The sequence below is a fragment of the Alcaligenes sp. NLF5-7 genome (assembly GCF_024266725.1).
Classification (GTDB): domain Bacteria; phylum Pseudomonadota; class Gammaproteobacteria; order Burkholderiales; family Burkholderiaceae_B; genus Alcaligenes; species Alcaligenes phenolicus.
The window spans coordinates 410,874-430,016 of record NZ_CP100755.1 but is presented as its reverse complement, the minus strand read 5'-3'; the positions used below and the strand labels follow the sequence as shown (position 1 = coordinate 430,016).

Below are 19,143 nucleotides of genomic sequence, written 5' to 3'. Positions count from 1 at the left end.
CCGCCATGCCACAGTTCGTCTTTCTCTGGACCGATACCTTTGTGCTGGCACTGTTTCTGGCCATGGCGCTCTACACCTGGCGCGTCGTCAAGCGGCCTGCCTTGCGCTCGGCCTGGGCCAGTGTGGCACGCACGCCCTCGGCCATGTGTGCTGCTGTTTTTCTGGTCTTTTTCCTGCTGATTGGTCTGCTGGACTCCATCCACTACCGGCCTTTATTGCCGGCTGCCCCTGGGCAGGAAGCCAGCACAGCCAGCTATGCCCCCGTCGCCCGTTCTGCGTTGGACGATATTCTGAAAAAAGCCGGGCTGGCCGAGGTGGAAAAAACCTATTCCGCTCCCTTGGCCCGCTTTCAGCTGACCAAAGAAAGCATGCTGATAGATGGCAAGCCCGTGCGGGACTTTCCGCGTCTGGTTAATGCCGGGGTGGGTATGGATACGCCTGCCGCGCATAGACACGATATTTTGCAGCTAGGCGCCAAAGGTTTGGCCTGGGGTGTGCTGGGCAGCGTGCTACTGGCTGTTCTGCTGACGCTTTGGGGGCGCAAGCAATCCATGGAATCGGGTTGGGGCGCGGCCTGGCGTTATTGGTGGCAAGGGCAGGGCTTGGTGAATTGGCGACTGGTCTGGTTCAGCGCCTGTGTGCTGGTGATACTGCTATGCCTGGTGCTGAGCCTGAGCGCGAATTACTACGTGCTGGGCACGGATCGCACGGGTAACGACATCATCTGGCAAGCCTTGAAAAGTGTACGCACGGCTTTGGTGATTGGCACTTTGACCACCTTCGCCATGCTGCCACCTGCCATCATTCTGGGCTTGGCCGCTGGATACTTCCGGGGCTGGGTGGATGATGTCATTCAATACATTTACACCACGCTGACTTCCATCCCTGGCGTGCTGCTGATCGCCGCTTGCGTGTTGATGATGCAGGTCTATATCGACACCCATCCCGACAGCTTCGACACCGTGGCCGCTCGCGCAGATCTGCGCTTGTTCATGCTGTGCCTGATTCTGGGTTTGACCGGCTGGGCGGGCCTGTGTCGTCTGCTGCGGGCCGAGGTGTTGAAGCTGCGCGAGCTGGACTACGTTCAGGCAGCCCAAGCCTTTGGTGTCGGTCATCTGCGCATCATGTTCCGTCACCTGCTGCCTAACGTCATGCACATTGTGCTGATCACCCTGATTCTGGAGTTCTCCGGCCTGGTGCTGTACGAAGCTGTGCTGTCTTATCTGGGTATTGGTGTGGACCCCAGCATGCCATCCTTTGGGCGCATGATTGATGCGGCCCGTAGCGAGCTGTCCCGCGACCCGATCATCTGGTGGGGCCTGGCCGGGGCTTTTGTGATGATGCTGGGTTTGGTACTGTCTGCGAACATTTTTGCCGATGCGGTGCAAACGGCGTTTGACCCTCGTACTCGTCGCTTCAAGGCTTTGCGAGTACGTCGTCCAGGAGGAGCCAAGGTATGAGCGAGCTTGAAGATGTCTCCGCCGTGAAGCCCGCTGCAACGCCTGCCGTGCTGAGTATCGAGGGTCTGGAACTGCGTGTGCAGTCCGATGCCGGTGTGCAAAGTGTGGTGCGTAATCTGTCTTTGGCCGTGCAGCGCGGTGAAACCTTTGCCTTGGTGGGGGAGTCCGGCTGCGGCAAAAGCATGACGGCCATGGCGCTCCTGCGCCTCTTGCCCGAAGCCGCCTGGATGCAATCTGGTCAAATTGCCTTGGACGGGTTGGAACTGCCACCTTTGCCTGAACAGCAAATGCAGGATGTGCGCGGTAAACGCATCAGCGTGATTTTTCAGGAGCCGTCTACCAGTCTGAATCCGGTCATGTCCATTGGCCGGCAGATCAGCGAGGTGATTCGTCGTCATGGTGTGGCTCCTGCGGGGCAGGAAAGGGCAAGGGCCATCAAATGGCTGGAGCGAGTCGGCATCCCCGGTGCCGCACAGCGTTACGATGACTTTCCATTCCAGTTCTCCGGCGGCCAGAAGCAACGCATCATGATTGCCATTGCCTTGGCGGCGGAACCTGATTTGCTGGTGGCTGACGAACCAACTACCGCGCTGGATGTAACGGTTCAGGCGCAGATTCTGCAGTTGTTGGCCGATATACAGAAAGAGATGGGCCTGGCTATCTTGCTGATTACGCACGATTTGCTGCTGGTCAAACAGTATGCCGACTATGTGGCCTTGATGCGGCACGGACAAATAGTGGAAGCCGGGCTGGCAAGCCAGTTCTTTTTACGCCCTAGCCATCCTTATGCTCGTGAATTGCTCAATGCCATTCCCACTTTTGAGAAACGTGGGCGTCCCTTGTCCCGTGCCCCTGCGCCCATTGAAGCAGTCCCACCGCGCAATAGCGGCAAAGAGCTGGTGCTGGATATTCAGGGCTTGTCTGTTTCCTATAAGCAGGCTGGTTCCTGGTGGCGACGCCTGCCTGTCATTCCCGTGGTCAAAGACTTGAGCCTGCAACTGCACAAGGGCGAAACCCTGGCTTTGGTCGGCGAGTCGGGCTGCGGTAAAAGCACGGTCGCACGTACGTTGATGCGCTTGCTGGATCATCAGGCTCAGATCAGCGGGCAGGTGCAGATGCAGGGGCAGAACGTCTTGCAAGTGAAAGGCAAGGCCTTGCGGCAATTGCGCTCAAGCTTGCAGATCATTTTTCAGGACCCGTATGGGTCGCTGGACCCACGCATGATGGTGGGCGATATCCTCCTGGAAGGTCTGACGGCGCTGCGTCCCGAGTTGGATGCCAAGGCGCGTCGCAAACGAATTGAAACTTTAGTGGACCAAGTCGGTCTACCCAAGAATGCCCTGGATCGTTACGCACATGAGTTTTCCGGCGGGCAACGTCAGCGCATCGCTATTGCCCGTGCCTTGGCGGTAGAGCCCGCCGTTCTGATTTGCGATGAACCCACCTCGGCCCTGGACGTGTCCGTACAAGCGCAAATTCTGGATTTGATGCGTGAGTTACAAATGGAACTGGGTCTGGCTTATTTATTCATTACCCATAATTTCGGGGTTGTGGAGTATCTGGCCGATCGAATTGCTATCATGGCCAAGGGACGCATCGTGGAGCAGGGCAGCGCACAGCACGTTCTGTTCCATCCGCAGGAAGAGTTGACGCAGCGTCTGCTGGCCGCTGTTCCCCGTTAAGCCGCGCCACATGCCGGACTTGCCATATTTAGTCCGGCACTTCTATGTCACAATACGGCGGTCTGTCCGCCCATTGATAAACACATTATGAGTCTGAAGGTTTTTGATCTTGAATGCGAACACGGCCATGTGTTCGAGGGTTGGTTTAGCTCACGCGAAAGTTACGATGAGCAGATCAGTCGCGGGCTTTTGTGTTGCCCCGTCTGCGACAGCCACGAGGTCAAACGCAAACTTTCGGCTCCACGTATCAATGTAGGTGCGCAGGAAAGCCTTGGCGCCCCTGCCAGTGCTCCAGTTCCGCCTCCCTTGCCTTCAACCATGCCTACCGAAGCGCAAATGCGGGCGATTCAAGGTCAGCTTTTACAAGAGCTGCGTTCGGTGATACGCAAGTCAGACGATGTGGGCACCCAGTTTGCCCAGGAAGCACGGCGCATGCACGAGGGCGACATTGAGCCGCGCGCAATCCGTGGTCAGGCCACGGTGCAGGAGTATCAGGAACTGGCCGACGACGGCATTATTGCCATGCCGATTCCGGACTTTCTGGATGATGACCGCCTGCAGTAAATAACTGCGACATCTCTTTCAGCCTGCGGTGCAAGGTACTGCGATGCAGTCCCAAGGCGCGTGCCGCCTGTGAAATATTTCCCTGATGCTGTTTCAAAGCCTGCTGCACGGCAGCGTATTCCTGTTCCTTCAGGGTTTGTGGCCTTGGGGAGTCAAGGGAGCTGGTTTCCGTAATGCTCCGGACCTCCGGGATGGCAGGTTCTTGAGCCAGCACCGGGTGTTCTGCATTCAAGCACGGCAAGGCAGGCAGGTCCTGGGCCAACCAGAGCCGCCCCGGAGAATCTTGCACAATGATTTGCAGCAGCACCGATCGCAACTGACGGTAATTGCCCGGCCAGTCGTAGTCCTGCAGTATTTGCAGGGCTTCGGGATGTAGCTGTGGAGCAGCCTGGCCTTGTGCCAGAATAGCCAGTTCTTTGGAAATATAGTCGCCCAGATCGCTGCGTTCCCTAAGGCTGGGGACTGTGCAGATATAGTCTTGCAGTCGGAAGTACAGGTCGGCACGGAAGCGGCCATCACGCACCAGTTTTTCCAGCGGTTGATGGCTGGCGCTGATCAGCTGGAAGTCCAGCCTGTGTGTGCGTTCCGAACCTAGTGCCTGCACCTCGCGCTCTTGCAGAACCCGTAGCAGACGGCTTTGCAAACCCACTGGCATATCGCCAATTTCATCCAGAAACAGCACTCCGCCATGGGCCTGACGCAATTTGCCTGCATAGCCCTGACGGCGTGCACCTGTAAACGCACCGGCTTCATAACCAAACAGCTCGGCTTCGATCAGGGTTTCGGGCAGGGCGGCGCAGTTAATCGCCACAAAAGGACCGGATTGCGACTTGTGACGACGATGCAGCTCACGCGCCATACGCTCTTTGCCCGAGCCGCTAGGACCGCTGAGCAAGATGGACAAGCCCATCTGCATGGCGCGCAAAGCCGGCTCCAAAGCTTTTTCCTGTTGAGGGGACAGTTGTGTAGTTTCTGCCGTCTCAGTCCGAGCCAGCACCGCACGGGCTGGAGCCGGGGTTTTAGCCGCTGTGCTCAGGTGGAGCGTTACAGGTCGACTCGTGCTTTTTGCCTGTTCCAGTACCGAACTTAAGTCCTGGCCGGGTAGCTCCTGCCAGTCCTGGCGCAACATGCGGGCGGCCAACTCATCGGCCGCCACAATGGTGTCGTCCTCCAGAACCAGTCGCCCACTAAAAGCACTGTTGAGCAGGCCGGGGTCTGTATGCAGATGCAGCAGACGGCGGGATGGCGTGCACAGTGACTCCAGCATCTGGCGGCTGATCTGGCGGGCGTACAGCTGCGCCAAATCCAGCGCGTAGTGATGTTCCAGCTCCGAAGGGCCGGAAATATCCAGCACTCCAATAATCTTGCCGTAAGGGTCGTAAATGGGGGCGGCGTGGCAGCTAAGAATCCGGTTGTCAGGCAGATAGTGCTGGCTGCCGTGAATCTTGATGGGCTGTGCGCAGACCAGAGCCGTACCGATAGCATTGGTGCCGCGATGGTTCTCCGCCCAACTCACACCCGCACGCAAGGCAACCTGTTCGGCCCGCTGCAGAAAGTGTGGGTCCCCCGCCTGTTGCAACACCGTGCCTTGTGCGTCGCACAATAAAACCAGACTGCGATGCGGGTGCACCAGCGCCGCCAGATCCTGTACCGCTGCCGAGGAGTGATGCAACAAGTGATGCTGTTGTTCCAGCAACTGTCGCAGCGCACCTTGGCTCATGTCCCGAGGTTCCGCGCTTAACTCCGACTCCATCGTCTGACAGCGCTCCCAGGACTGACGCCACATGGTTTCGTTGGTCTGCGGGCAAAACGAGTGTAGAGAAGTCATGAGTGTGCTCCGGGAGGGGTGTCGCATTCTGCGACAGTGCTCGCGTTTTGCGACAGTAGTTGTCGCAGCCTGCGACTGGAGGTCGTTCCATTATGGAGGCGGGCGAGCTCAGGATCGAGTCGGGACAATCGCTAGCTAGTTTGGCACGTTATTTGCTTTAGTTAAATCAGGATAAAGGCACCCCTAACCTTTCCCTGCGGTGCACGTCTTGTGGCACCGAACTAAATCAATAAGGAGACATCATGAATCTGTCCGATCTCAAATCCATGGGCCTGGATCTGGAATTCCCTTTCAAATCCCGTTACGACAACTACATTGGTGGACGTTGGGTGCCGCCGGTCGAAGGCGAGTATTTTGATAACGTCTCGCCCGTCACCGGGCAGGTGTTTTGCCAGGTAGCCCGCTCGGGTGCAGCGGACATTGAACTGGCTCTGGACGCCGCGCACAAGGTGCGCCACCAGTGGGCCAATACCCCGCCTGCCGAGCGCTCCGCCGTCTTGCTGCGCATTGCTGACCGTATCGAACAAAACCTGGAACGTCTGGCGGTTGCCGAAACGATCGACAACGGCAAACCCATCCGTGAAACCCGCGCGGCTGACTTGCCTTTGGCCGTCGACCATTTCCGCTACTTTGCCGGTTGCCTGCGCGCACAAGAGGGCAGCATCTCGGATGTGGACAGCACCACTGTTGCCTACCACTTCCACGAGCCTATCGGCGTCGTCGGCCAGATCATCCCCTGGAACTTCCCGCTACTGATGGCCGCCTGGAAACTGGCTCCTGCCCTGGCCGCCGGTTGCCCTATCGTCCTGAAACCCGCCGAGCAAACCCCCGCTTCCATTTTGCTGCTGATGGAAATCATCGGTGACTTGCTGCCCGCTGGCGTACTGAACGTGGTCACCGGCTACGGTAAAGAAGCAGGCCATGCCTTGGCCAACTCCAAGCGCATCGCCAAAATCGCCTTCACTGGCTCCACCCCCGTCGGCCGAGAAATCCTGCACGCCGCAGCTGATCGCCTGATCCCCGCTACGGTAGAGCTGGGCGGCAAGAGCCCCAACATCTTCTTTGAAGACGTGATGCAGGCTGATGATGCCTTCCTGGACAAAGCCCTGGAAGGTTTGAGCATGTTTGCCCTGAACCAGGGCGAGATTTGCACATGCCCATCGCGTATCCTGATTCAGGAATCCATCTACGAGCGCTTTATCGAGCGTGCCGTGGAGCGAGTCAAACGTATTCAGACCGGCAACCCGCTCAATGCCGGGACAATGGTGGGCGCGCAGGTGTCCGAGAAACAGATGGAGCGCATCCTGGGCTACATCAATATCGGTCGAGAAGAGGGCGCACAAGCCTTGACTGGCGGCGAACGCAATCGTCTGGGTGAGGGCCTGGATAATGGCTACTACATCAGCCCAACCATGCTGCTGGGTAAAAACAGCATGCGTACCTTCCAGGAAGAAATCTTCGGACCGGTGGCCGCTGTGACCACCTTCAAGGACGAAGAAGAAGCCATTGCCATCGCCAACGACACCGAGTTTGGCCTGGGCGCTGGTGTCTGGAGCCGCGACGGCTCGCGTGCCTACCGCGTAGGCCGTGGCATCGAAGCTGGCCGCGTCTGGACCAACTGCTATCACCTGTACCCCGCCCACGCTGCCTTCGGTGGCTACAAGCAATCCGGCATCGGCCGCGAAACCCACAAGATGGCCCTCAATAACTACCAGCAAACCAAGTGCCTGCTGGTCAGCTACAGCCCGAACGCCCTGGGCTTCTTCTGATCCTTTGATCTATTCGTAGTGTTGTAAGACCTCCCCCCATGCAATATGGGGGGATTCCCTCCTTGCGCGCTCTCAGTTCGTATACCCCCGAGGTCGCAGGGATTCTCTTCGATCATTAATAAGGAATACGCACCATGACAGTCTCGGAATTCTTTATCCCCTCGCACAATATTCTTGGCCCCGGCGCACTGGACCAGGCCATGCCGATTGTCGGGAAAATGGGCTTCAAAAAAGCTCTGATCATTACTGATGCCGATCTGGCCAAGCTGGGTATGGCGAAACTGGTGGCTGACAAGCTGACTGCACAGGGCATCAATACCGCGATTTTTGATCAGGTGCAGCCTAATCCCACCGTCGGTAACGTGAATGCCGGCTTGGACGCCTTGAAAGCACACGGCGCAGATCTGATTGTTTCCTTGGGCGGCGGTTCGTCGCATGACTGTGCCAAAGGCGTAGCCCTGGTCGCCAGCAACGGCGGCAAGATCGCTGACTACGAAGGCGTAGATAAGTCCGCCAAGCCGCAATTGCCGCTGCTGGCTATCAACACCACAGCAGGTACAGCGTCGGAAATGACGCGCTTCACCATCATCACCGACGAAACCCGCCACGTAAAAATGGCGATCATTGACCGACACATCACACCGTTCCTGTCAGTGAACGACTCCGACCTGATGGAAGGCATGCCCGCATCGCTAACCGCCGCCACTGGCATGGATGCACTGACCCACGCAGTCGAAGCCTACGTTTCCACAATTGCCACCCCCATCACCGACGCCTGTGCGGTCAAAGTGGTAGAACTGATCGCAAAATACCTGCCCGTTGCTGTGCGCGAGCCGCATAATAAGAAAGCCCGTGAACAAATGGCCTATGCGCAGTTCCTGGCAGGCATGGCATTCAATAACGCATCGCTTGGTTATGTGCACGCCATGGCGCATCAGCTAGGCGGCTTCTACGACCTGCCGCACGGTGTCTGTAATGCACTGCTGCTGCCGCATGTGCAGGCTTTTAATATGCAGGTGGCGGGGGAACGCCTGAATGAAATCGGCAAGCTGCTATCAGATAACAATCCAGATCTGAAAGGCCTGGATGTCATCGCAGCGATTAAAAAGCTGGCGGATATTGTGGGGATTCCGAAGTCGCTGGAAGAGCTGGGTGTGAAGCGGGAGGATTTTTCGGTTCTGGCAGATAACGCGCTCAAGGATGTCTGTGGAGCGACTAATCCGATTCAGACGGATAAGAAGACGATTATGGGGATTTTTGAGGAGGCGTTTGGGGTGAGGTAAGTTAAGTAGGTGTAGGGGAGGAAAAGGGGAAGAGCTTTCAGCTCTTCCCCTCTGCTTTCTGGATGATAAGGAGTCGAAGGGGCGTATTTGGTATAACTGCTCTTGACTCACAGCAGACAATTAAGTAACCAACGAAAATGCTAAGTGGCCTGCCTCATGCGGGTCGAGTATCCGTTGCAACGATGGGTCAGACACTCTGCCTTAAGCCTCATTGAAAGTGTGACTGCAGCTAAGGCACTTGAAGTTATCCAGAACGTGCTCATCAATAGCCTGTCCAGCTACTGATCCGGCAGCTGCGCCCACTGAACCTCCCGCAAGCGCACCAGCAATTGCGCCGGCCACTGATCCAATGGATGCACCAGCAGCAATGCCAACAGGTCCGCCCAAAGCTCCGACTAAGGCCCCTGCTTTTGCGCCAGCAGCTGCGCCACCGAGGGCTGTGGCAGCACCCCCAGCTGCTCCACCAATACCGCCCACAACAGCGCCTGTGCGCTTGCCGTAGTTGCGCTTATCAATATTCTCTGACTTGCACTTTGGACACTTCATGTAATTTACCTGTGGTTGACTAACTAGATTTAGGCGAAATAAAAAAATCTCGTCGCTCTCATTAAAAAGAATCTATCGATAAAAATGAGAGTGTGGAATCTCAAGAAAATTATTTAGGAAATCCTAAAAATCTACAGATTACGCCCTTTTTATGATCGTCAAAAAATAATGAAGGAATGACCGCTTATAGCCGAAGACAGCATTGGGTAGGCGAATATCCCTAGATTAAAGGTAGAGAAAATTTTGATCAAACTGCATCGGGCTGGAGCATGGATCGGACTATGCTATATGTGCGCTATAGACCAAGCAGGGTCTTAAAAGCCTGTATTTCTTTAGGTGGCTTACCCGGAGGGGTGTTGATTAATCCAGGGACAATCATTTCTCTTAGGAGTTTAGTGTCGCGCAAGTTTAATAGATCTCTGTTACGGGTCAAGCAATTTCCTATAAGCATTTTTTCGAGCTGTTGAATATCTTTATACCCGCTGGGGTTTGGTGTGGATATTTTATTGCTCGGTGTATACCTTGGGACTACAGTTAGAAGCGCGGTACCCTTTCTTGCTGAAATAGCATTGTTGTAATGATTAATTTTATGGGCAGTAAAGCATTCTTTTTTGAATGATTGTTTCTCAGCAAGTCCTACGTACCAAGGTAGCGCCCCTTTTCCCGCTCTAATAGAAAAAATATAGCACCCAACCCCGGATGAGACAGCCTCGTCAAAAACCGAATCTACGGCCTTCCAAAAGTCCTGAAGAGATAAGCGGTCTGCGGCAATAAGCCCATTTTTCTGTTTGGGTATTTCAATTGCGGGATAAGGATTAAATTTCATGTATGAAAAAATATACTGTATTTATTAATGGTCTATTGAGTTCAGATTTTTCGACCTGTTTTTTTGGTCTATATGATTATGGGTTATTGGTTAAGTGGCAAAGAAAATTCATGGGCTGCTAGGTTGTTTTTTGGTAAGGGGATTCGGAAATTATTTGTATTGTTCGGAGTTAACTGCTCATTTCATCCCCGGCATAGCACAAGAATGCCCTCCATTCACCGGCAGACAAACCCCCGTAATAAACCCCGCCGCATCCGAAGCAAGAAACACCGCTGCATTCGCAATATCCCACGGTGTCCCTGTCCTCTTCATCGGCACCGCATTAGCCCGCTGCTCCTTGATATGTTCAATCGAATCATACTGGGCAGCAATCTGCTGATAAACCAGTGGCGTATCAATCACCCCCCGGCGAAAATGGCATTCGCCCGTATTCCTTTATTAGCAAACTCCAATGCCGTAGCAACAGTAGCCTGATTCAGCGCCGCCTTAGACGCGTAATAGGCGAAGTAAGAGTAGCCACTCCAACAGATTGAAGCCAGGGAAGATATATTAGTAATCACTCCCGAGCCTTGTTTCAGAAAGTGCGGTAATACTGCGCGAGTGTGCGCAGAATAGATCCGACATTGATACCCATGGTCTGCTGAAAAAGAGCGTCATCTATATCTAATGGTCCACCCGCAGGTGCAATGCCTACGTTGTTATGGAGAACGTCGATTTTTCAGAAATGCGCTATAGCTAAGGTCACTGTTTTTTCTACCGTCTCGGTATTACAAACATCTGACTCCAAAGCCAGCGCTTCTCCACCTTCCTCAAGAATATGATCCGCGCTGCGTTTAGCCGCTGCCAAATCCTTATCCACACAAACCACCTGCGCCCCGGCCCTGGCATAAGCCACCGCCGCCGCTTTCCCGTTACTCCAATCCTCTAAAGGCGCGCCCGCCCCAAAAAACACTACTGTTTTGTCTTGCAGGCTTTGCGTAAAAACGGCGGAGTTGTGCTGCTGTGTCATAGCCATATCGCTTACAGAAAACCAATCGAAATCCAGGGGAAGGCGACCACAAAAACCAGGCCAATCAATAGGGCCAGCATGTAGCCCCAGATCGGTTGGATGCCTTCATCCGGGTTGACGCGGGCGATGGCGCAAGCGGTGTAGTATCCAACGCCGAAGGGTGGTGCGAACAGGCCCAGGCCCATGGAAAGAATCACGATCATGGAAGTGCACGTCATGCACTTCCATGACTCGTGCAATGGGGAACAGCAGCGGACCAAAGAGCACAATGGCGGGGATGCCTTCGAGCAGGCTGCTCAGGATGATGAAGGCGATCACCGACACAATCAGGAAGCCCATGCGGCCTCCGGGCAGGGTTTGCATGAATTGGGCCAGCTCGCGGGAGAAGCCAGATTGGGTCAGGGCCCAGGCCATGCCGGAGGCTGCGCCGATGATGATCAGGATGGCTCCTGACAGAACAGCGGTATCCACCAGCATGGGGGTAGAGCTTGCGCCAGTCGAACTGGCGGTAGATGCCCCGGCCACATCATGACGCCATTGGCCATGCAGGTGCACACGGAGCAGGTGCAGGAAACCTGGAAATCTGCCGTGCCCATGCATCGCTATGGCACGCCGCGTGAGGTAGCGCAGGCGATCTGCTTTTTGCTGGATACCGAAAAAACAGCCTATATGACCGGGCAGGTCATCAGCGTGGACGGTGGTTTTGTTAACACCGGCTTGCTGGCCTGAGGATGATGTGGTGATTCGAGCAGGCAGGAAAAAGGGGCTGTAAAAACAGCCCCTTTTTTGCGCGTACCGCACTGGGCGGCACGACGTCTTTCTTACATCACGCGGCTGCGGTATTCGCCAGTGCGGGTGTCGATTTCGATCTTGTCGCCGATGTTGCAGAACAAAGGCACGCTGATTTCGGTGCCCGTGTTGATCTTGGCAGGCTTCAGCACTTTACCGGAGGTATCGCCTTTCACGGCAGGTTCGGTGTAGGTGATTTCGCGCACGATGATGGTGGGCAGTTCAACCGAAATAGCACGGCCTTCGTAGAAAACGGCCTCAACGGACATGTTTTCTTCCAGGTAATCCAGGGCGTCGCCCATGCTTTCAGCTTCGATTTCGTACTGGTTGTACTCTTCGTCCATGAAGACGTACATAGGGTCAGCAAAGTAGGAGTAAGTGCATTCGCGCTTTTCCAGCTGGACCACTTCAAATTTTTCGTCAGCTTTGTGCACGGCTTCGCTGTTCGAGCCGGTCAGCAGGTTCTTGAACTTCAATTTGACAACGGCGGAGTTGCGACCGGATTTGTTGTATTCCGTTTTCTGAACGACCAGAGGGTCGCCATTAACCATCGCGACGTTACCAACGCGCAGTTCTTGTGCGGTTTTCATTAAAAAAACTCCGAATGGGACAGGCTCCGCCAAACGCAGTGTCAGGGAGCTTTTAAGAGGTAATCCGTTATTTTAGCGTTTTCGGGCGACTTGGGTGTAAAAACTCAGCAAACTGCTGGCCAAATCGGCTTGTTCAGCCAGTTTTTCACTATAAGTACGGGCTTCTTGTTGCCATAGACGCAACACCTTGGGGTCCAGGCAGCGGCTCAAGGCAGTGGCGGCACCGGCCTGATCGGCACTGCTCCAGGCCAGATGCAGGGCTTGAACCGGCTTGGGCAAATTGCCGGTATCCAGCCAGGCTTGCAGCTTGTCCAGATGGGCCTGTTCTTCCTGTACGTAAGGCTGCCACAGCATGGGCTGAGCGGCCCAGATGGCGCGTACCAGGGAGTCCTCGCCACGCACAATATTCAGCGCGCTACGCCAGAGCAGGGCATCAAAATCGGCCTGATTCACAGCGGGGATGCGCTGAACTTGCAAGTGGCCTTGCTCCAGATCCGGGATACCTTGGGCAACAGACTCGGGCACCAGCAGCAGGGTTTTCTGCTTTAGTGTAGATAGCACTTCGGGCAGGGCCAGGACGGGCGCATCGGGATAGCAGAACAGGAACATTTGCTGCATCTCGCCCTGGAGCAGGGCTTGAATGTGCTCCTGCGCCACGCCCAGACGACTCAGCATGGCCTGGTAGGCGACATCGTCCTGTTGAAAGGCATCGCGACGGGCCAGCAGATCGCTTTCACGCAGCAGCCCCCCTGTTTGCGGGACAAAGCCGGGAAAGAAAAAATATTTGTTCGCACCACCGGCTTGTGGGGAGGGCAGGCCGTGGCAGCCCTGTACCCAGGGTTCGGCGCTCAGGTAATCCAGATTGATCCACACATGGCTATCTGCCGTCAGTTGCCGTGTCATGGCTTCGGGCGGTTCGCAGGCAAAGGCCTCGATCACGAAGGGATGTGCTGCGGGGTATTCTTGGCGCGCGTCGTGCCAATGCTCAATATCTACGCCCTGCAGTTGCTGGCTTTGCCGTTCGCTTTGAATTTCGGACTGGATACGGCTGAAGCTGTGCAGATCATCTACCCACAGGCGTAGCTGGGCGACCTCGGGTTTGGCAGCTAACTGACGGGCCAGCCGCCAGCACACGCCTATATCCCCCAGATTGTCGATAACACGGCAAAACAGGTCTATGGATACAGGTTGGGAAGCAGTAGCGGTGTTCAATTTAGTGCAGCTGTACGGGGTCCAGATCGATTTCGTCCGGCAGTTCCGGGTGCTGCATCTCGCCGTTGATGTCCGGGAAGAAGGGCGCGTTGCAATCGTCGCAGGTCTCGGTGGAGTGCAGGCCGGGCAGGCGCTGAATCTGGACCAGACCCAGGGTGCTGAGCAGGGCGGCAATCACGTCCGGAATGTCGATATGGTCGTCGCTGTGGAAAGAGGACTCGGCCTCTTCCTGGCTCAATACAGGCCAGATACAGCCATAAATCACGGTGGGCGAGGAAATGGTGCTAAAGCCCACGCGATATTCTTCCACTTGTTCTTCACCGCAAGCAACGATGACCGCACGCAAATGGTCGGGCGAGAGCTTCACGGCTGTTTGCAGCCAGGTGATACCGGCCTTCAGGGCCAGTGGGCGAATCTCGCGGTCCGACTCGCGGTTATTGACGTAATAAGCGTTGGGAGCCAGGAACTGCAGCTGGCAGCCGGTAAATAACGGTGTGACGATGGCGGAGTAACGCTCCACCCATTGCTCTACCCAGCGCAGATGGTCGGCTTGCAGATTGTCGCTGGATTGCTGCCAGCGAAACAGGGGCTGACCGACCGGAGCCATAACCACACCAACCAGAAAGCGGGCGTCGGCCAACAGGCTGCTGGCTTCTTCGGGTTTGTTCAGTGGAGCAGGCTCCTGGCTGCGGCCCAGGGCTTGCGCGGTCAGGCTGCGCGTCCAGGCGTAAGCCTGCTGGTAGGTCTGCGGCATCTCGTCGTAATTGACCAGATTGGGCAGCAGAGCGCACATCGTGCCTTCGGCCAGAACTGTGGCGCGCAAGGCCTCTTCCAGTTCCTTGTGTTGCTGGGGTTTCAGGATTCCCTGAGGAAGTTGATAGCGTGTCCAGGCGGTCAGCGGGGCTGAAAACAGCAGGGCGTCGTACAGCACGCCGTCATGCTCGATTTGCTGGCATTCGGCGTGGGACTCGGCCAGCTCCATCAGGATTTCGTAATGCTGGTTTTGTTGCTGGCTGCCCAGCAGTTCCAGTGTCTGTTCAACCGCTGTATTGCGGCGTCCGCTATAGAGCTTGTCCAGCAATTGAGCAGTCAGCCCTTGCCAATAGCGATCTTCGATCTGCGAGCCGGAACGTACCAGTGCGTCGGTGTAATTGATCAGACGCTGGATTTCTTTGGGTTGTTGGGCGAGCAGTTTGGAATTGAGTTGCGACATGGACATACAAAACCGAGAGAGGGACAAGCTAGTTTACCCTTTGCCACGACCGGGGTGTGTGAATGAGGGTAGCCCCTAGGGGATGGCTGGTAGAGTTCTGGTGCTTGCAAAATAGAGGCTGGCGATAATTTGTGACTTATCAGGCATGTACGCGAGGGGCCGCCTCCATGCACCCGGCGCCTCCCCTGTGATAGCGGGGGAGGTGTCGGGCCCGGTCCGATGTTGGCAGGTTGCGATCAGTACAACACGCTAGGTAGCCACAGGCCGATGCCGGGGAACAGATACAGGATGATGATCGCCAGGATCTGGATACCCATGAAGGGCATCATGCCCAGGAAAATCTGGTTCAGGGTGACATGGGGTGGCGAGACGCCCTTCAGGTAGAAAGCCGACATGGCAACCGGTGGTGACAGGAATGCGGTTTGCAGGTTCAGGGCGACGAGCAGGCCGAAGAACAGGGGGTCGATCTGATAGTGCGCCAGCAGTGGCAGGAAGATGGGCATGAAGATGATGATGATCTCTGTCCATTCCAGCGGCCAACCCAGCAGGAAAATAACAATCTGCGCCAGGATCATGAACTGGATGGGTGTCAGATCCATGGACAGCACCCAGCCATTGATCAGTTCCTGACCACCCAGCAGGGCGAAGGCGGCCGAGAAAATACTGGAACCGACGAACAGCCAGCAGACCATGGCACTGGTCTTGGCGCTGAGGTACACCGATTCGCGCACCATGGAGAAATTCAAGCGGCGATAGGCGAAGGCCAGCAGGATGCCGCCCAAGGCACCCAAGGCCGCCGCCTCGGTGGGAGTGCACAGGCCAGCGATAATACTGCCCAGCACGGCAAGGATCAGCATGGTCAGCGGAAAGAAGGAGCTGAGCAGCATCTTGAAGATTTCCAGCCGTGCGAAGTTCAGCATGGCGTAGTAGCACAACAAGGCCAGACTGCCCACGATCAGAAAGATCCAGAATGTCATTGGCGCGGCTTGGCGCTCTGTCGTAGTTGTTTCTTCGGCTGCCTCTGCTGCAGCTGCGGGAGCTTCTGCGCCCGGTTCGCTGGCACCCAGCGCCACGAGTGGCTCGCTGCCTTCAGGTTCGGATAAACCGCCAGCACCCGGAGGTTCTGCCAGCCCACCGCCACTGTAGTCACTGTCGAAGTTATTGAAACCGCCGCCCATTTCCTGCAGCTCGTAGTGCTCGGCTACTTTGGGTGCAGTGACCGACTGATAGCTAAAGCCCATGACAGCGATGAAGATCACAGCGGGCAGCAAGGCCACGGCCAGATTCTTGACCAGCAGCTTCATGGGCACGTCGACGTTGCGAGGCCCCTTCATGGCGTTGATCAGGCCGGGTACAGCACGGTCTGTAATGGTCTCCTTGATGGTTTGTGCGAAGGCTGGCAGAGGCACGATCCGGTCTTCCGCGGAAAGCGGAGGCGCGACACTGGGCTTGAGCCTGGCCAGAATGATGACGTACACCACGTACAGGACAGCCAGCATCAGGCCGGGGAAAAAGGCCCCGGCATACAGTTTCACGACCGAGACACCCGCGACGGCGCCGTACAGGATCAGGAGTACGGAGGGGGGCAGCAAAATGCCCAGGCAGCCCCCAGCGGTAATGGAGCCAGCCGTTAGCTGCACGCTGTAACCCGCCCGCAGCATGGCGGGCATGGCCAGTAGCCCCATCAGAGTCACCACGGCCCCCACAATGCCCGTGGCCGTGGCAAAGATGGCACAGGTGGCAATGGTGGCTACAGCCAGCGAACCTGGAATTCGTGCCATGGCCAGGTGCATGCCCTGGAACAGGCTCTGGATCAGGTTGGCGCGTTCAACCAGGTAACCCATGAAGATGAACAGAGGCACCGCAATCAGTACGTCGTTGGTCATGACGGCGTAGGTGCGCAGAACCATCAGGTCCAGGGTCTGCTGGATTGCTTGCTGCGTGCCCATGTCGCGATAGGCCAGCCAGGTAAAGATCACCCCCATCCCCATCAGGGTGAAGGCGGTGGGAAAGCCCAGCATGATGGTAACGACAATCAGCGCCAGCATGAGCAGGCCCAAATGGCCGTTGCTCATGTCTGCTGGCGCTGGCATGAGGATGGCAATGCTCAGGACGATGCTGATCAGTAGGGTGAGCCCGAACCAGATTTCTTTTCTCATGTTGGACTCCCTTTCTTGCCGTCGCCTGTGACAAAGGCATCCAGTTTCTCAATGTCATCGCTTTTGACGTCCACCATATCCATGAGCTTGTCGACATCGACTTCCTCAACGTCCTTGTCGCGCGAAGGCCATTTCCCGTCTCGCAGGCAGCGTACGCAATACACCATTTCCACGAAGCTTTGCAGCAGAAGGCAGAAACCGGCCAGCGGGATGATGGCCTTGAACGGGTAGATGGGCGGTCCGTTGGCCGTGATATTGGAGTGCTCCGTGATGGCCCAGGACTCGGCTGCGAAGTAGTAACCGGCCCAGAACATGGCGACCACACCAGGGATGAAGAACAGGATGTACAGGATCAGATCCAGGGCTGCCTGCAGGCGGGGTGGAAAAAAGCCGTACAGCACATCCCCGCGCACATGGCCGTTCTTGGAGAGCGTGTAGGCACCGGCCATCATGAACAGGCCACCGTACAGCATGTTCATCATGTCAAAGGCCCAGGCGTGCGGGTTGGAGAGTACGTATCGAGAGAAGACCTCGAAGGAAACGAACAGGGTCAATGCCAGGACTAGCCAGCCGAACAACTGGCCTATCCACGTATTGAACCGGTCGATAAAGACCAGAATTTTCTGCATGGTAGGTTCACCTTGCTAGCGCGGAAAGGGTCTGATGCGTGTCGGCTGCGGCTTGGGGCGCGGCCGGCCTGGAGTGGGGAAGGAGACGTCATCCACATCCGGCTGGACGGGATGACGCAGTGCAATTGCCGTTAGGGGTCAGCTCTTGGCTTGGGGAGCCTTGCGACCGAAGTAGTGGTTGTAGGCCATACGGCGGTTATTGTTGGTGTCCATGTCCCACGCCATGGCGCGTGCCGCGAACGCTCGTTGCGATGCGTCGATTTCCTTGAAAAGGGGGTTGGTTTCGGCCTTCTTGGCAACGATCTGGTCCCACACGACCAGCTGTTGCTGCAGGATGGTGTCGGGCGTTTTGTAGAATTTGACGCCGTCTTCCTTTTGCAGGCGTTGGTAGTCCTGCGAGTAACGGTCAACTGCTTTCCAGGACATGTCGGCCGATGCGGCCTCCACAGCGTTGTCGACGATGGCTTTCAGCTGTGTCGGCAAGGCGTTGTACTTGTCCTTGTTGAACATGATCTCGAAGGTTTCCGAGGCCTGGTGAAAGCTTTGCAACATGCAGACCTTGGACACGTCCGGAAAGCCCAGAGCGCGGTCCGAGGCGGCGTTGTTGAACTCCGCACCATCGAGCAGGCCGCGGTCCAGTGCCGGAACAATTTCACCGCCCGGCAAAGCATTGACGGCCGCGCCCATTTCAGTGAACAGGTCGATAGCCAGGCCATTGGTGCGGAACTTCAGACCCTTGAGATCTTCAGTCTTGGTGATGGGTTTTTTGAACCAGCCGAACGGTTGCGTGGGCATCGGGCCGGTCAGGAAGGAGACGACATTGCCACCGATGGCATCGTACAGCTTGGCCAGTAGCTCCTTGCCACCGCCATACTTGTGCCATGCCAGGACCATATTGGCGTCCATGCCGAAGGCCGGTCCTGACGAAAACAAGGCCAGGGCGTTCTGCTTGCCGTAGTTGTAACCCAGCACGCCGTGGCCCCCGTCCAGCGTTCCCTTGGAGACGGCATCCAGCAGGCCAAAGGCCGGTACAACAGCCCCTGCGGGCAAAACTTCGATTTTCAGATCTCCACCGGTCATGTCGTTGATCTTCTTGGCGAAATCAAGAGCGAATTCGTGGAAGATGTCGACGGTGGGCCAAGTGCTTTGGAAGCGGAAGTTGATGGGACCCTGCGCGCGAGCGATGGCAGGAAAGCCCATCGTTGCTGCAGCCGCGGTGCCGGCTGCAGCACCGCTCAGGAACTTGCGCCGGGATGCGCCAGTTTGTGCTTGAGGCGCGGTGCTTTTTTTGATCCTGTTTCTCATTGGGTGTGTCTCCGAAGTGGCTGTGAGCGTTCGAGAGCAAACTGCAGCAATCTGATTTTTCAGCGTTATTTCAGTTTTCTTTCAGTTTGCTTTCAGCTTTATATGCGATTCGAACACTGGCCGTACATAAGGAGTAACCACAATGATGATAGGGGTATACCCGTGGGCAGATAAGCGTGAGTGAGTGCACCTTTAGCGACGGGTGGGCTGTGCTGAACAGGCTTTTTACAGGCCTCTTGAGAGGGAAGTCATTTCAAACAGGCAAAGAAAAACGCCTTC

At 56.2% G+C, this 19,143-nt stretch carries 17 protein-coding genes and 1 pseudogene; 6 read left to right on the top strand and 12 right to left on the bottom strand.

Going from position 1 to position 19,143, the window contains the following annotated elements; all coding sequences use genetic code 11:
* Window positions 1-5 precede the first annotated feature (5 nt).
* The 3 genes from MID00_RS02040 (at window position 6) to MID00_RS02030 (ending at window position 3,706) form a co-directional block, all read left to right on the top strand.
* On the top strand, window positions 6-1,460 hold the full coding sequence (locus MID00_RS02040) for an ABC transporter permease (protein WP_254002802.1): 1,455 nt from the start codon (window positions 6-8) through the stop codon (window positions 1,458-1,460).
* On the top strand, window positions 1,457-3,142 hold the full coding sequence (locus tag MID00_RS02035) for an ABC transporter ATP-binding protein (RefSeq protein WP_254499604.1): 1,686 nt from the start codon (window positions 1,457-1,459) through the stop codon (window positions 3,140-3,142). Before MID00_RS02040 ends, MID00_RS02035 begins: the two co-directional genes overlap by 4 nt.
* 87 nt (window positions 3,143-3,229) lie before the next feature.
* Window positions 3,230-3,706: a DUF1178 family protein gene (locus MID00_RS02030; protein WP_022983538.1), complete on the top strand. Its 477-nt coding sequence runs from the start codon at window positions 3,230-3,232 to the stop codon at window positions 3,704-3,706.
* Here MID00_RS02030 and MID00_RS02025 read toward each other — a convergent pair.
* Complete coding sequence (locus MID00_RS02025) at window positions 3,657-5,534, bottom strand: sigma-54-dependent Fis family transcriptional regulator (protein ID WP_254499603.1); 1,878 nt, start codon at window positions 5,532-5,534, stop codon at window positions 3,657-3,659. The genes MID00_RS02030 and MID00_RS02025 overlap by 50 nt on opposite strands.
* 242 nt (window positions 5,535-5,776) lie before the next feature.
* Here MID00_RS02025 and MID00_RS02020 point away from each other — a divergent pair, with 242 nt between their 5' ends.
* Window positions 5,777-7,303 carry an aldehyde dehydrogenase family protein gene (locus MID00_RS02020; protein WP_254499602.1) on the top strand — a complete coding sequence of 509 codons (1,527 nt, stop codon included), beginning with the start codon at window positions 5,777-5,779 and terminating at the stop codon, window positions 7,301-7,303.
* A 134-nt stretch (window positions 7,304-7,437) separates the two neighbouring features.
* Complete coding sequence (locus MID00_RS02015; protein WP_254499601.1) at window positions 7,438-8,586, top strand: iron-containing alcohol dehydrogenase; 1,149 nt, start codon at window positions 7,438-7,440, stop codon at window positions 8,584-8,586.
* An 841-nt stretch (window positions 8,587-9,427) separates the two neighbouring features.
* Here the strand turns inward: MID00_RS02015 and MID00_RS02010 are convergent.
* From MID00_RS02010 to MID00_RS01990, 5 genes and pseudogenes are all read right to left on the bottom strand, one after another.
* Entirely contained in the window at window positions 9,428-9,958 is a 531-nt protein-coding gene (locus MID00_RS02010) for a hypothetical protein (protein WP_144433386.1), read from the bottom strand.
* A gap of 177 nt (window positions 9,959-10,135) precedes the next feature.
* Window positions 10,136-10,360 (bottom strand): SDR family oxidoreductase, encoded by a 225-nt coding sequence (locus MID00_RS02005; RefSeq protein WP_254499600.1) that lies wholly within the window; start codon window positions 10,358-10,360, stop codon window positions 10,136-10,138.
* Complete coding sequence (locus MID00_RS02000; protein WP_254499599.1) at window positions 10,357-10,518, bottom strand: SDR family oxidoreductase; 162 nt, start codon at window positions 10,516-10,518, stop codon at window positions 10,357-10,359. Before MID00_RS02000 ends, MID00_RS02005 begins: the two co-directional genes overlap by 4 nt.
* 158 nt (window positions 10,519-10,676) lie before the next feature.
* Window positions 10,677-10,967, bottom strand: coding sequence for an SDR family oxidoreductase (locus MID00_RS01995; RefSeq protein WP_254499598.1), 291 nt, complete (start codon window positions 10,965-10,967; stop codon window positions 10,677-10,679).
* A gap of 11 nt (window positions 10,968-10,978) precedes the next feature.
* A pseudogene (locus tag MID00_RS01990) lies at window positions 10,979-11,481 on the bottom strand (TRAP transporter large permease subunit); the annotation flags it as partial.
* A gap of 14 nt (window positions 11,482-11,495) precedes the next feature.
* On the opposite strand from MID00_RS01990, the gene MID00_RS01985 reads away from it, so the two are divergent.
* On the top strand, window positions 11,496-11,696 hold the full coding sequence (locus MID00_RS01985) for an SDR family oxidoreductase (protein ID WP_254499597.1): 201 nt from the start codon (window positions 11,496-11,498) through the stop codon (window positions 11,694-11,696).
* Between the two features lie 92 nt (window positions 11,697-11,788).
* Here MID00_RS01985 and efp read toward each other — a convergent pair whose 3' ends face one another.
* From efp to MID00_RS01955, 6 genes are all read right to left on the bottom strand, one after another.
* Window positions 11,789-12,346: an elongation factor P gene (efp, locus tag MID00_RS01980; protein WP_003802564.1), complete on the bottom strand. Its 558-nt coding sequence runs from the start codon at window positions 12,344-12,346 to the stop codon at window positions 11,789-11,791.
* A gap of 72 nt (window positions 12,347-12,418) precedes the next feature.
* Window positions 12,419-13,558 carry an elongation factor P maturation arginine rhamnosyltransferase EarP gene (gene earP / locus MID00_RS01975; protein ID WP_254499596.1) on the bottom strand — a complete coding sequence of 380 codons (1,140 nt, stop codon included), beginning with the start codon at window positions 13,556-13,558 and terminating at the stop codon, window positions 12,419-12,421.
* Window position 13,559: 1 nt separating this feature from the next.
* The gene (locus tag MID00_RS01970; RefSeq protein ID WP_254499595.1) at window positions 13,560-14,771 is read right to left on the bottom strand and encodes a DUF2863 family protein; all 1,212 of its coding nucleotides are present in this window, start codon (window positions 14,769-14,771) and stop codon (window positions 13,560-13,562) included.
* Window positions 14,772-15,007: 236 nt separating this feature from the next.
* The gene (locus tag MID00_RS01965) at window positions 15,008-16,930 is read right to left on the bottom strand and encodes a TRAP transporter large permease subunit (protein ID WP_254499594.1); all 1,923 of its coding nucleotides are present in this window, start codon (window positions 16,928-16,930) and stop codon (window positions 15,008-15,010) included.
* On the bottom strand, window positions 16,927-17,559 hold the full coding sequence (locus tag MID00_RS01960; protein WP_009457722.1) for a TRAP transporter small permease subunit: 633 nt from the start codon (window positions 17,557-17,559) through the stop codon (window positions 16,927-16,929). Before MID00_RS01960 ends, MID00_RS01965 begins: the two co-directional genes overlap by 4 nt.
* 138 nt (window positions 17,560-17,697) lie before the next feature.
* Window positions 17,698-18,864 carry a TRAP transporter substrate-binding protein gene (locus MID00_RS01955; RefSeq protein ID WP_009457721.1) on the bottom strand — a complete coding sequence of 389 codons (1,167 nt, stop codon included), beginning with the start codon at window positions 18,862-18,864 and terminating at the stop codon, window positions 17,698-17,700.
* Window positions 18,865-19,143 lie beyond the last annotated feature (279 nt).

Excerpts from the sequence above, each read along its gene's own strand:
- MID00_RS01960 (WP_009457722.1), bottom strand. The coding sequence starts at position 17,559 with ATGCAGAAAATTCTGGTCTTTATCGACCGGTTCAATACGTGGATAGGC.
- MID00_RS01965 (WP_254499594.1), bottom strand. The coding sequence starts at position 16,930 with ATGAGAAAAGAAATCTGGTTCGGGCTCACCCTACTGATCAGCATCGTC.
- MID00_RS02015 (WP_254499601.1), top strand. The coding sequence starts at position 7,438 with ATGACAGTCTCGGAATTCTTTATCCCCTCGCACAATATTCTTGGCCCC.
- MID00_RS01985 (WP_254499597.1), top strand. The coding sequence starts at position 11,496 with ATGACGCCATTGGCCATGCAGGTGCACACGGAGCAGGTGCAGGAAACC.
- MID00_RS01995 (WP_254499598.1), bottom strand. The coding sequence starts at position 10,967 with ATGACACAGCAGCACAACTCCGCCGTTTTTACGCAAAGCCTGCAAGAC.
- MID00_RS02040 (WP_254002802.1), top strand. The coding sequence starts at position 6 with ATGCCACAGTTCGTCTTTCTCTGGACCGATACCTTTGTGCTGGCACTG.
- MID00_RS02025 (WP_254499603.1), bottom strand. The coding sequence starts at position 5,534 with ATGACTTCTCTACACTCGTTTTGCCCGCAGACCAACGAAACCATGTGG.
- MID00_RS01955 (WP_009457721.1), bottom strand. The coding sequence starts at position 18,864 with ATGAGAAACAGGATCAAAAAAAGCACCGCGCCTCAAGCACAAACTGGC.
- efp (WP_003802564.1), bottom strand. The coding sequence starts at position 12,346 with ATGAAAACCGCACAAGAACTGCGCGTTGGTAACGTCGCGATGGTTAAT.
- MID00_RS02030 (WP_022983538.1), top strand. The coding sequence starts at position 3,230 with ATGAGTCTGAAGGTTTTTGATCTTGAATGCGAACACGGCCATGTGTTC.
- MID00_RS01970 (WP_254499595.1), bottom strand. The coding sequence starts at position 14,771 with ATGTCGCAACTCAATTCCAAACTGCTCGCCCAACAACCCAAAGAAATC.
- MID00_RS02020 (WP_254499602.1), top strand. The coding sequence starts at position 5,777 with ATGAATCTGTCCGATCTCAAATCCATGGGCCTGGATCTGGAATTCCCT.
- MID00_RS02035 (WP_254499604.1), top strand. The coding sequence starts at position 1,457 with ATGAGCGAGCTTGAAGATGTCTCCGCCGTGAAGCCCGCTGCAACGCCT.
- MID00_RS02010 (WP_144433386.1), bottom strand. The coding sequence starts at position 9,958 with ATGAAATTTAATCCTTATCCCGCAATTGAAATACCCAAACAGAAAAAT.